The 12,539-nt window shown below is 60.9% G+C and carries 11 protein-coding genes; 7 read left to right on the top strand and 4 right to left on the bottom strand.

Annotation, left to right across the window (positions count from 1 at the left end; all coding sequences use genetic code 11):
- Positions 1–172: 172 nt before the first annotated feature.
- Positions 173–2,170 (top strand): pilus assembly protein TadG-related protein, encoded by a 1,998-nt coding sequence (locus tag ACA061_RS03120; protein ID WP_497300561.1) that lies wholly within the window; start codon positions 173–175, stop codon positions 2,168–2,170.
- Here the strand turns inward: ACA061_RS03120 and ACA061_RS03125 are convergent.
- Positions 2,155–4,902, bottom strand: coding sequence for a PAS domain-containing sensor histidine kinase (locus tag ACA061_RS03125; protein ID WP_497300562.1), 2,748 nt, complete (start codon positions 4,900–4,902; stop codon positions 2,155–2,157). The genes ACA061_RS03120 and ACA061_RS03125 overlap by 16 nt on opposite strands.
- Positions 4,899–5,339 carry a TadE/TadG family type IV pilus assembly protein gene (locus tag ACA061_RS03130; protein WP_497300563.1) on the bottom strand — a complete coding sequence of 147 codons (441 nt, stop codon included), beginning with the start codon at positions 5,337–5,339 and terminating at the stop codon, positions 4,899–4,901. Before ACA061_RS03130 ends, ACA061_RS03125 begins: the two co-directional genes overlap by 4 nt.
- A 75-nt stretch (positions 5,340–5,414) precedes the next feature.
- Between ACA061_RS03130 and ACA061_RS03135 the strand changes: the two genes are divergently transcribed.
- Positions 5,415–5,885 (top strand): prepilin peptidase, encoded by a 471-nt coding sequence (locus ACA061_RS03135; RefSeq protein WP_210701112.1) that lies wholly within the window; start codon positions 5,415–5,417, stop codon positions 5,883–5,885.
- 124 nt (positions 5,886–6,009) lie between these two features.
- Positions 6,010–6,783, top strand: coding sequence for a response regulator transcription factor (locus ACA061_RS03140; protein ID WP_150617934.1), 774 nt, complete (start codon positions 6,010–6,012; stop codon positions 6,781–6,783).
- 51 nt (positions 6,784–6,834) lie between these two features.
- Here ACA061_RS03140 and ACA061_RS03145 read toward each other — a convergent pair whose 3' ends face one another.
- Complete coding sequence (locus ACA061_RS03145) at positions 6,835–7,242, bottom strand: response regulator (RefSeq protein WP_150594122.1); 408 nt, start codon at positions 7,240–7,242, stop codon at positions 6,835–6,837.
- Positions 7,243–7,301: 59 nt separating this feature from the next.
- The gene (locus ACA061_RS03150; protein ID WP_150596158.1) at positions 7,302–7,520 is read right to left on the bottom strand and encodes a Flp family type IVb pilin; all 219 of its coding nucleotides are present in this window, start codon (positions 7,518–7,520) and stop codon (positions 7,302–7,304) included.
- Positions 7,521–7,856: 336 nt separating this feature from the next.
- Between ACA061_RS03150 and cpaB the strand changes: the two genes are divergently transcribed.
- Genes cpaB through ACA061_RS03170 form a run of 4 tightly spaced genes read left to right on the top strand, consistent with a single transcriptional unit; the run spans position 7,857 to position 12,534 of the window.
- On the top strand, positions 7,857–8,807 hold the full coding sequence (gene cpaB, locus ACA061_RS03155; RefSeq protein ID WP_497300564.1) for a Flp pilus assembly protein CpaB: 951 nt from the start codon (positions 7,857–7,859) through the stop codon (positions 8,805–8,807).
- Between the two features lie 21 nt (positions 8,808–8,828).
- A complete protein-coding gene (locus ACA061_RS03160; protein WP_497300565.1) occupies positions 8,829–10,079 on the top strand; it encodes a type II and III secretion system protein family protein in 1,251 nt (416 codons plus the stop codon).
- Positions 10,076–11,266, top strand: a complete 1,191-nt coding sequence (locus ACA061_RS03165) for a CpaE/TadZ family protein (protein ID WP_150602537.1) — start codon at positions 10,076–10,078, stop codon at positions 11,264–11,266. The genes ACA061_RS03160 and ACA061_RS03165 overlap by 4 nt, the downstream gene beginning before the upstream one ends.
- Positions 11,263–12,534 (top strand): TadA family conjugal transfer-associated ATPase, encoded by a 1,272-nt coding sequence (locus ACA061_RS03170; RefSeq protein WP_150617930.1) that lies wholly within the window; start codon positions 11,263–11,265, stop codon positions 12,532–12,534. Before ACA061_RS03165 ends, ACA061_RS03170 begins: the two co-directional genes overlap by 4 nt.
- The last annotated feature ends 5 nt before the right edge of the window (positions 12,535–12,539 follow it).

Below are 12,539 nucleotides of genomic sequence, written 5' to 3' on the forward strand. Positions count from 1 at the left end.
TGATCTTTTAAAAACAAGATCAAAAGATCGCAGCCTTCGGCAGCTCCTACAGGGGATTTGTGACGGTGCCGTTAGCTTATGGCTTGGTGCCAGCAACTTCGCCGCGCCCCGTCTACACTCAAATCCACCCATGGAGGTTGCGCTCGGCGGTGCGCCGGCAAAGGAGTGCGCGATGTCACCTCGTTCACAATTCAACAGCCCGGCCCGACAGCGTGGGGCGATCGGCCTGACGGCGGCGCTGACCCTCGGCGTTGCGGTGTTGATGATGTTGCTGGTGGTCGATACCGGCCGCTTGTACATGGAGCAGCGCAAACTGCAGCGCGTGGTGGATAACGCCGCTCTGGAAGCGGTCAGTCGCGGTGGCAATTGCCTGTCCGGCCTGACGGCAGCCACTTATGCCGGGCAAAGCGCCGTGCGCAATGGATACACCGTCGATACCACCAATACCCTGGCGACCAGTTGCGGCACTTTGCTGACCGGCGCCAACGGGATGCGCACGTTCACCGCTGATGCGGCTCAGACGGCAGCGGTCCAGGTCGCGGCCAGTCGCACGGTGACCACCAGTTTCGCCCGTGGCATACGCGCATTGTTTTCGGGAGCATCGGTCAGCCAGAACACCACGTTGCAGGCTTCCGCCGTCGCCGCAAAACCGCAGCCGACGCTCGCGCAACTGAACATTCGCAGCAATCTGGCGAGCATCGATACCGCCCAGTCGAACATCCTCAACCCGCTGTTTTCAGGGCTGCTCGGTGGCAACGTCAACCTCACCGCGCTGGGCTGGGATGGCCTGCTGAAAACTGATATCAACCTGCTCAAATACCTCGATCAACTGGCGATCAATCTGAATGTCGCGGCCGGTAACTACAGTCAATTGCTCAACACTCAAGCCTCGGTCACACAACTGATTCAAGCCGCTGCGACAGTGGCGCAACTCAACGGCGCGACCGCCGAAGTGATTACCGCACTCGGCGCGCTGCAAGTGGCAGCAATCAACGCGGCGCCGGTCAAGCTCGGCGAGATTCTGCAATTGCAGACCGGTACCACGTCGGCGGGGCTGGATGCCAACCTGCAACTGCTGCAACTGATTCAGGGCGTGGTGCAACTGGCGAATAGCAAAAGCGCGGTAGCGGCGACGTTGCCGATCAGTGTGCCGGGGTTGGCGAACGTTACGGTGCGGGTGAAGGTGATCGAACCACCGCAGTTTTCGGCGATTGGCGACCCGGCCCGAGCCAAGGCCAACCCGCTGGGGCCGGACCGGATTTTTGTGCGCACGGCGCAGATTCGTACGATGTTGTCAGTCAATCTGCCGGTGCTTTCGGGGGTAACCGGGTTGACCAATGCGGTGCTGGGGTTAGTGGGCACATTGACCCCGACTTTGAATGCACTGTTGAGCCTGAATCTGGTGGATACGCTCAACTCCGTGTTGTGTTTGCTGGGCGCTGGTTGCGAACAGCTTGATCCCAAATTGCTGCCATCCCCGCGAATCGATATTGCCCTCGATGCCGGCGGCGCGAAGAGTTACGTCACTGATTACAGTTGCCCGACCGGCAGCACGGGTACGAAAAGCCTGACCGCCCACACCATTACCTCTATCGCCGATCTCAAGGTCGGCCAGATCGACCCGACCAACGCTTTCTCGTCGGTCGCCGAGCCGACGGTCATGCCGCTGCCGCTGATCGATCTGGGCACTGTGACATGTCACAAGATTCTGGGTATCGGCTCGTGCAATCCCGCCACCCATGTGCAATACCGCGCCGGTGGAATCGGGATCAAACTCGACACCAGCGTTGCGCAAAACTCGCAGGACCTGCTGTTTTCCAGCGCCACGCCGTTCGCCACCCCGGCCAACCTGAAACTGCCGCCAAGTATTCGGGCGGTGGTACCTACTAACGATATCGTTGCAAGCCTGGCCAATAGCCTCGCGGGCATCAACCTGATCGTCTACAGGCCGGTGGGCAGCAACCCGCTGGGCGCTATCGTGACGGGCGTGGCGTCTTTGATCAGCGATGTCACCAACCGCCTGCTGCCAGTGGTGACCGGGTTGATCTCGCCATTGCTCGACCCACTGCTCAACAACCTGCTAAAAGGCTTGGGCATCAACCTGATGGACGTCGAAGTCGGCGCCAACATGACTTGCGGGCAGACTGGCAGAGCCTATCTGGTGATCTGATCGCTGGGTGCAATCGGTAGCTCGATACAGAACCGCGCACCCTCAACGCCATTGCGCACGCTCAGGCGTCCGCCCATGTTTTCGATAATGCCGTAACTCACCGACAAGCCCAGACCGGTGCCAACACCCACGGGTTTGGTGGTGAAAAACGGCTCGAAAATGCGCTCCAGCAGGCGCGGATCAATGCCGCCGCCGTTGTCCTCGACGCACAGCCGCACCACATGCTCGTCGCACTCGGCGTGCACGGCGATCCACGGCTGGAAGTCGCGATTGGCCTCACGCTTGCCGAGCAGGGCGTCGCGAGCATTGACCATCAGGTTGATCAGCACTTGCTCAAGCTGATCGACGTAACCGCGCACCTGAACCTGAAAACCAGCGTCTTTGATTCGCAACTCGACACCTTTGCCGCGCAGGCCTTCGGACAATAGCGCCAGCGTGCCTTCAATGGCGTCGAGGGGGTTGAAGGGGTGTTGTTCGATTTCCGAGCGGCGCCCGAACACACGCATGTGATCCACCACTCGCGCCGCCCGTTGCACCTGGGCGTCAATGCGTTTGAGCTTGTCGGTCAGATAGTCGATCTGCACATCGCCGCTGCTCAAGCGCTTGAGCACATTGACGATGGCCATGCGCATCACGTTCAGCGGCTGATTGATCTCGTGCGCCAGGCCGGTGGCCATTTCGCCGAGGGTGGCCAATTTTGCACTCTGCGTCAGTTGCTGCTGGGAGCGGCGCACCTCGGTGTTGTCGCGACCCACCGCTTGCACTTCGAGCAAGCGCCCGTGCTCATCGAACACGCCACGATCCGACCAGACCCACCACGCATGCTCGCGACCGGGCAGGCGCAGATTGATTTCGGCGGTACTCACCGGCAGTTCCGGGGTCAGTTGCGCCAGGCGCTGAACAAAGGCTTCGCGTTGTTCGTCAGACATCCAGCTGCCCAGATTCACACCGGGCAATTGCTCCGGCGCGCACTCCAGATAAGTCGCCAACGGCCGGTTGCCGAAGGTCAGTGTCAGGTCCGGGCGGTAGCGGCAAATCATCGCCGGCGAATCTTCGACCAGAATCCGGTAGCGCTCCTCGCTGGCCTTGACCTGCTCGGCGGCGAGGGTCGCTTCAGTGACGTCCAGCCACAGGCCCACCGCTTCGACGGGCAGGCCGAGATCGTCGCGCAGCAGTTTGGCTTCATCGAGCAACCAGTGCGCCTGACCATGACGGTCGAGCACCCGATAGCGGGCGCTCACCGAGCCTTCGCGCAGCAACTGGCGAGTGCGTTCGAAATAGCGCGGACGGTCTTCGGGGTGGACGTGTTCCACCAGTCGACCATCGGCACAATCGGCGAGATCCCAACCCAGCAAGGGTTGCAGGCTGGCACTGAAAAATGTCGGTTGCAGCGCCCCTTCGACGTAGCGCTGCACGTAGATCACCGCCGGTGAACTGGCGATCAGATTGTCCAGTCGCGCATGGGCGGCAGCGGCCTGCTGCTGTTGATTTTTGATGTCGCTGATGTCGAGCATGAACCCTACCAGTCGGCGTTCGGCACCGATGCCCAGCGACCGGCCTTGCAGGCGATACCACAGCGGCAACGATTGATCGCTGGTTTGCAGGCGCACGCACAATTCCAGCGGCGTGCCGTCATCCTGCAAGGCTTGCAGATGGCTGCGCAGCTCATCGCGATCGGCGGGATGCACGTGGCTGAACCAGTCCTCGATGGAGATTCGCTCACTCTGCAAACCGAGGTTCACCGCCAGTGCTGGCGCCAGTTGCACTTCGGCGCTGGCGCTGCTGACTTCCCACCAACCGGTACCGAGCAGTGCCTGGAGGATTTCCAATCGTTCCAGCTGTTGATGATGACGATGCTCGCGCAGCCGCTCCAGCAGCGGCGCGGCCACGGCGGCGGCCAACAGGAGCCAGTCATGATCGCTCAGGTCGGGTGCCTGTTGCGCCGCGCTATAGCCCGCGCACAACAACCATGCCGCTACGCCTTGAGCGTCGCGGTAGGGCACGGCAAACCCTTCGTTCGGGCCGAGCAGCGCACTCAGTCGCGGCTGCTCGCTTGCCATTAAACGTTGCGGCAGGGCGCCGTTCAGGCTGTCGAGGCCAGTGCCCAGGCGCTGTTGGTCACGCCACACCTGCGGTGCATTCGGCGCCGCGTAGTGCTGATGAATCTGCCAGCCCTGGCCCTGCTCATCGAGCAGGGCCACCGCCAGGCTGGGAATGTGCAAATGCTGACCCAAACGTTGCAACTGTTCGCTCAGCACCTGCGGGAGGCGAGCGAGGCTGCCCAGGCGCAGTTGGTCGCGAATCTGTGTGGCCAGCCACTGGCATTGCTCACGGCTGCGCGCCTGCCGCCGTTCGCCGAGCAGATCACCGATGTCCAGCAATTGCAGAAGCCAGCCGTCACCTTGCGCCTGCACCCAGCCGCGCAAATGCAATGGCGGGCCTGCGAGGCTGTAAAAATCCAGGTCGAGCAGTTGTCCTTGCCAGTCGGCCGGTCGACCTTCCACCGCAAGGCTGCTGTGCGGCAATAAATATTCGAGCAGCGGCGCGGTACGGCTACTGGGCCTTTGTTGCGCAAGCAAATGGCGCAGTGGTCCGCTCAAATGCTCGACGTGGCCGTCGTCATCCACATACAGCTGCAGGCCGACGCTTGGCACTACGGACCTGTTCAGAGGCTGAGGCAGGCCGGGTTGTCGATTGAGCAGGCGGGCGAACAGCTTGTCACCCGTACTCAAAATTGCAGGCTCGAAGAGGCGCGCAGTGTCGCTGGCAGGCGCGGCACTGAACCGATGCCCGGCAGCACCAGAAACGGCAGCGCCTGATTCAATTTGCTGGTGGGATAGTTGATGGTTACGGTCAGCACGCCACCGACATAAGTGATGGTGCTGTCCGAGGTGGCGTTGAAGTCCAGGGCGCCGGGTAGCCAGGCCAGTTGCCGGGCCAGTTCGGTTCTGGCGGTGGTGGTGACGACGGTGGGGTAATTGTCGGTGGCCGGATCAAGCGCCACGCTGCGCCGTACTGCCTCGGCCGTCGATTCGTTGAATGACTGCATCAGCAACAGCGGCAAGCTGTAGCTGACCAAGCCATAAAACACCGCAAAAAAAATGATGAAAACCAAGGCGAACTCGATGGCGACTGCGCCTTTTTGCTTGCGGGGGAGGCCGGATTTCATGACTGCGTCTACCCTGACATTCACTACGTAATATCAGCATAGAATCATTCGGCCAAAACGGACGTTTTTTACCGCATGCACAGCTTTGTCCTACTGATCTGGCTGGCGCTATGCGCGGCGCAGGATGCCCGGCAACGGCATATTGGCAACGCCCTGACGCTGGGTGTCGGCAGCCTCGCTGCGGCGTACTTGCTGTTGACCGGCCACACCTGGCTCGGTGCCGAAGCGGCGCAAGGCGGCTGGGCGGTATTGCTGGCGCTGGTGCTCACTGTTCCCGGTTATATCTTGAAACGTTTTGGCGCCGGTGATGTGAAATTAATGACAGCCTTGGCCCTCGCGACGGACGGTGCGCATCTGCTCGGCGCATTTATCGGCGCGGCGCTGACCAGCGCCCTGTGGATACTGCTGGTGCCAAAACTCTGGCTGCATATGAGTCAAAGGCTTAGAGAACATCTTCGATATATGGCACCAGGAATGTCAAAAAAGCTGCCATTTGCACCGTTCGTGCTGGCTGGAACAGTCCTGACTTTACTCTGGTTCCACTAGTCGCTCGTTGCCACTACTGCTATGTACATAGTCAGAAAGTGCGTCTACTTTCAAATTAACGCTGTACAGCATTGCGCTGTAAGTACAGGAACGGTCAGCCTTTGGCCTGGGCATGGAGTGGCAAGTGAACAAGCTTACGTCTGCAATAAAGGTTCTGGTAGTCGACGATCAGCCGCTGGTTGTCGAAGAACTCTGCGAATTCCTCGAGAGCAGCGGCTATCGTTGCGTGCCTTGCGAATCAAGCAAGCAGGCGATCGAACAATTCATCGAAGACCCTGCCATCGGCCTGGTGTTGAGTGACCTGCATATGCCGGACATGGACGGCATTGAACTGGTGCAGGAACTGCAACGGTTGTCGGGCAAGCACCGTGCTTTCGAAGCCATCATGCTCACGGGGCGCGCCGATAAGCAGGACGTGATCAAGGCATTACGCGCCGGGATTGCCGACTACTACCAGAAACCTATTGATCTGGACGAACTGCTTGAAGGTCTGCAACGCCAGGAAGTGGCACTGCAAGAGCGGCAGAAAACCCTGCAACTGGGCCATTTGAATCAGAAGCTGCAATACCTGTCCGAGTCGATTGACGACCTTTACCAGGACCTCGACAAAGTCCGCCGCGGCCCTGCGCCTGTGAGTGACGAAGCGTCGGGTAATGTCGAAGGGCTGGAGATACCGGCGATTTTCAATCAGCTGTCACCCCGTCAGCTCGATGTCGCGCGGTTGGTAGGCAAGGGCCAGACCAACTATCAGATCGCGTGTGAGTTGGGGATTACCGAGAACACGGTAAAGCTCTATGTCTCGCAGGTGCTGCGCCTGACGCATATGCACAACCGCACCCAATTGGCGCTGGCGTTGTCACCGAGCAACTCGGGACGTCAACGCGTGACCGCGCACTGACCTTTGTCGACCCCGCTCTTGCGCGGGGTCACATACCTCAACCGCCGCAATTCAACCGATAGAGACCTTCGACTTGGGAAACAGGTTGTCGAGGGTTTCCAGCAGGCGCACGTGGTAGATCGGTTTGCGGAACAGGTCCAGTACCTGCAGGCGCAGCATGTCGCTGACATCCTCCATGTCCGCATGCCCGGACGTGACGATCACCGGCAAGTGCTGGCGCGAGGTGTGTTCACGCAGGCGCTTGATCAGCGACATGCCGCTTTCTTCCGGCATGCGCAGATCAGTGATCACCAGGGCGATATCGGGATGGCGGGTGAGATGGTGAAGGGCGAGTTTCACCGACGTTGCGGTATGACAGGTGAAGCCTTCGCCCTCCAGCAACTCCGCAAGCTCCAGCAGTGCGTCCTCTTCATCGTCGACGAGGAGCAACTGCTGGCGTGGAGTGTGTGAAGAGTTCATGGGCAACACCTGCAATGGACTGAGTGCTGACGTTAGAACCCAATGGCTGCATTGACAAGTTAACTGCCGGTGACGGCGGGTGTCAGCGCGGTTTGGATAGCGGTCAAAATCCTGGTGACCTGCGTGCCGATGCCGTTACCGAACGCAGCAATCACCAGCGCCACCAGACCAACCACCAGCGCATACTCGATGGCCGAGGCACCCTCGGTGTCTTTGGCCAGGTTTTTGAAGAACGCGAACTCGGATTTGATTTTTGCAACAACGCGCGAATACGACATGAGGATTCTCCTAGAGCACGCCAGGTGTTGCGCGTTCGCAACATGATTTCCCTGTGCCAGCATCAGCATTGTCGGCATTTCTTGCTCCAACAACTGTAACAACGGATTAACGCTTAAGTAGTAATGCGCCGTTTAACGGCACAAAACGACGTTTGGCGCTTTAGCCCTCTGATTTTCGCGGATATTTGAGTGCGTTTAATGGCGTTTTGTTCGCGCTGCGCTACCGTCAAATAGCGAAATAGTTACTTGTTCATAGCTGCCTGATTGCGAATTTGTCTCGATGGAAGTCACGGGTCATTGCAAAAGACACAACGCAGCAGGAAAGGGAGAGCCGTCATGAACAGTCGCGTCACTTTGGGTCTGGCCGGATTGCTTCTGCTAGGCGCCATCATCGCCGGATACTGGGGGCTGACCTTAAGCCGTCAACCGGCCGTCGAACCGGCCGCAGCGCCCGCTGCTGTCGCTGTCGTAGCACCGAACGCTGCGCCTGCGACACCGGTTGAAGACCCGACCCGTCAACCCGTTGTTGTGCTACTGCGCGATATCGCACCGTTCATGAAAATCACCGCAGCCGATGTCGCGGTGGAAAAACTGCGCACCGCCCCCGCCGGCAGCCTTGGCGCTGTCGAGCAAGTCGTCGGCCGCACACCGTGGCGGCCCCTGAGCGCCGGCAGTTGGTTGAGTGAAGAAAGCTTCGAAGCGGGCAGTCAACTGGCACGCATGATCCGCCCTGGTGAACGCGCATTGGCCGTGGCGGTGGATGAAGTGATTAACGCCGGAGGGCAATTGGCGCCCGGCGATTACGTCGATGTGTTGCTGTTTCTGCGCAAGGACGAAAGCAATTCTCAGGCCTCGGCGCAACTGGTGGTACCTGCGGTGCGCGTGCTGGTCGTCGGCAACCAGATGGGCCTGACCAACGAGGGTCAACCCGCCAGCCCCACGCGTACCGAGGAAGAGCGCCTTAAACAGGAACAACAACGCATGGCTGCGCGCAGCGTGGTGCTCGCCGTGCCGGAACCGTTGCTCAGCCGCTTGATGCTGGCCTCGGGCGCCGGTGTGCTGCGCCTCGCGGTGCGCAGCGCCGATGAGCAGCAACTGGCGAAATACTGGGCCGGCGAAAACGATGTGGCGACGCGGCTCGATACACCGCGCCGGGATTTGCTCGAGTTCAGCCAATTGTCCCTGACGCCCCCGCCCAGGCCACTTGCTGTGGCCGGTCAACCGGCTGCGCGCAAACCCACCGTGGAAGTCATCCGCGGTGCAGAAACCGCCCAACCCACTCCCTGATCCGAGCAAGGACGCCTTTACATGCGCAAACGCTTTACGCCTCTGTTCAACGGCCTGTTTCGAGCCTCGCTGCTGAGCGTCGCCTCGATCGGCACTGCCGTCGCCGCCACCAGTAACTGCGCCGCGCTCGGTCCGTTGCCGGCGACACTGGAAGTCGGCGAAGGCCTGCAACAAGCGCTGCAATCACCCGTGCCTATCACTCGGGTTGCGGTGGGCGACCCGAAAATCGCCGATGTGCGCGTGACCGGCGATCAAGGCGTGTTGCTCACCGGCGTCGCGCCCGGCGCCACCACGTTGATGATCTGGAGTGCCTGCGCCAGCGCGCCGCTGCAGAGCATGGTGTTCGTGCAGGGCAAGGCCAGCGCAGCGATGACGGCCGTTACGCTGCCGGCAACCGATGACCCGAACCTGCCGTCGCAAGTACAGACCGACATCCGTTTTGTCGAAGTCAGCCGCACCAAACTGAAAGAGGCCGGCACATCGATCTACGGTAAAGGCTCCAACAACTTCCTGTTCGGCGGCCCGGGCACGGTGCCAGGCACCGTAGTCAGACCGGGTACGGTGCCGGTCATTGCACCGAGCATTCCGTTGGTCAACGACGCGTTCAACATTGTCTGGGGCGGTGGCAGCAGCAAATTTCTCGGCATCGTCAATGCGCTGGAGGGCAGCGGTTTCGCCTACACCCTGGCGCGACCTAGCCTGGTGGCGTTGAGCGGGCAGAGCGCGAGTTTCCTTGCTGGCGGTGAGATTCCGATCCCGGTGCCGAGCGCCAACAGCAACAGTTACTCCATCGAATACAAGGAATTCGGTATCCGCCTGACCCTGACCCCGACCGTGGTCAGCAACAACCGCATCGCTCTCAAGGTCGCCCCTGAAGTCAGCGAGCTGGACTACAACAATGGCGTGACCATCGGCGGCACCACCGTGCCGGCGTTCACCATCCGCCGCACCGACACCAGCATTTCTCTGGCCGACGGTGAGAGCTTTGTGATCAGCGGGCTGATCAGCACGCGCAACGCCTCTGAAGTGAACAAGTTTCCCGGCCTTGGCGACATCCCGGTCCTCGGCGCATTTTTCCGCAACTCGTCGATCAATCGCGAAGAGCGCGAGTTGCTGATGATCGTCACCCCGCACCTGGTGCAGCCACTGGCCGCGAATGCGCCGCTGCCTTCGCTGCCGGGGGAGAAACTGCGCAACTACGACCCGAACTGGTATCGCCTGTACTTCCTCGAAAACGGCAACTTCGATAAACGCAGCGGATTATCGCAATGAGCCAGAACCTGAGTCAGACCTTCCTCGCCATCACCCGCAACGACACCGACCTTGAGTGGCTGCAAGGTGCGCTGGCGCCACTCGGTCAGGTGGTCAGCGCCGGTGGCGGCAGCCTTGACGAGTTGCTGGCGCTGGTCGATGTAACCTTCGCCAGCCTGGTGTTCGTGGGGCTTGATCGTGATCATCTGGTGGCGCAAAGCGCCCTGATCGAAGGGGTGCTCGAAGCCAAGCCGATGCTCGCCATCGTCGCCCTCGGTGACGGCATGGACAATCAGTTGGTGCTCAACGCAATGCGCGCCGGCGCGCGGGATTTCGTCGCCTACGGTTCGCGCTCCAGTGAAGTCGCAGGTCTGGTACGACGCCTGAGCAAACGCCTGCCGGCGGTGACGCCGAGCACTCAGCTCGGTGGTTTGACCGTGCTCTATGGCGTACAAAGCAACGCCGACGGCGCACTGCTCGCCAACCACATGGCGCTGGTGGTGCAGAAGAGCGGCCAGCAAACCCTGCTGCTCGATCTGGGCCTACCGCGCGGTGACAGCCTGGCCTTGCTCGGGCTTGAGAGTTCGTTCAATTTCGGCGACGCGTTGCGCCACTTGCGGCGGCTGGATGCGACCCTGATCGACAGCGCCTTCACCAGCGCCGAAGCCGGCCTGCGCATTCTGGCTTATGCCAATGGCGACGAGCCGCTGGAGCGCACCAGTGCCGCCGAGTTGTACATGTTGCTCAGCGCCCTGCGCCAACACTTCCAGCACATCGTGGTCAACCTGACCGGCCAGCCCGACAGCGAAGCACTGCGCACGTTCGTCAGCCATTGCGACAAGCTGATCTGGTACACCGACCAGAACGTTCTCGACTGTCGACGCAACCTTGCGGTGCTCAATCTGTGGCGCGAAAAAGGCATGAAACTCGACCACTGCCGGCTGTTGGTGGATCGTTACTTGCGCAACGTCGCACCGGACTCCGACACCCTCGGCAAGACCTTCGGCCTGGAGGTGATCGCGGTGCTCGCCTACAGTCCGGAGATTCGTCTAAACGCAAAAAACCAGGGTGTCAGCCTGTTCGAACTGGCACCGCGTGAAGCCATCAGCCAAAGCCTGCGTACCCTCGGCGAACGTCTGGCGAAACGCTCCGAAGGCCTGGCCAAACCCAAGTCCAGCTGGTTCGACCGGTTGCGAGGCACCTCATGAGCGGCGAACAACTGTTCGGCGGGACGCAGCGCGCCGCCCCCGGCAACACCGACCACGACGGCCTGAAACTGGTGCTGCACCGCTACATCATCGACGCCATCGAAGAGTCGGGGAAAAACCTGCTGGAGGGCTCGCGGCAGGTGCTCTCGCAGTTCGTCATCGACAAGGTTGCCGAATACATTGCACGCCTGCACCTGGCGATTTCCCGTTATGAGATGGAGCGCCTGGCCGAAGAAATCGTCGATGAGCTGACCGGTTTCGGTCCGCTGGAGGTATTGCTGCGCGACAGCGCGGTGACCGAGATTCTGGTCAACGGCCCGCACCGGGTGTTCATCGAACGCGACGGCGTGCTGCACCTGAGCGACCTGCGCTTTATTGATGCACACCACGTTGAACGGGTGATGCAGCGCATTCTCGCGCCACTCGGTCGGCGTCTCGATGAGTCGTCGCCGATGGTCGATGCACGCCTGCCCGATGGCAGCCGGGTCAACGCCATCATTCCGCCGATTGCCCTCGACGGCCCGTGCCTGTCGATCCGAAAATTTCGCAAGGACATGCTCAAGAGCACCGACCTGATGGCAATGCAAACCATCGATCAGGCGATCTTCGACTTCATCCAGGAGGCGGTGGGCAAGCGCTGCAACATCCTTATCAGCGGCGGCACCGGCACTGGCAAAACCACCTTGCTGAACATCCTCAGCCAGTTGATCAATCCCAACGAACGTCTGGTGACCATCGAAGACGTTGCCGAATTGCAGCTCGGCCATCCCCACGTCGTGCGCCTCGAAACCCGGCCGCCAAACGCCGAAGGCCATGGCGAGGTGAAAGCCAGCGATCTGATTCGCAACGCCCTGCGCATGCGGCCCGACCGGATCATCCTCGGTGAGATTCGCGGTGTTGAAGTGGTCGACGTGCTGACGGCGATGAACACCGGTCACGACGGCTCGATGAGCACCGTGCACGCCAACAATGCCCAGGACGCCTTGCTGCGTCTAGAAACCCTGGTCGGCCTGACCGGGCGCACCATCGCCGAACGCACCCTGCGCCAGATGATATGCGCCGCGCTGGATGTGGTGATTCAACTGACGCGCATGCCGGACGGCCGTCGCTGCGTCAGCGAGGTGGTGGAAGTGGTCGGCGTGCGCGATGACGTTTACGTCACCAACACGTTGTTCCGTCTCGACCGCCGCACAGGCTTCGGCTTCATGCGCGAGGCGGTCAACCCGGCTGGCGACAAGTTGCGCCGCGAACCGATGCTCGCGCACTGAGGGCC

This window comes from Pseudomonas sp. LBUM1668 (genome assembly GCF_059695715.1).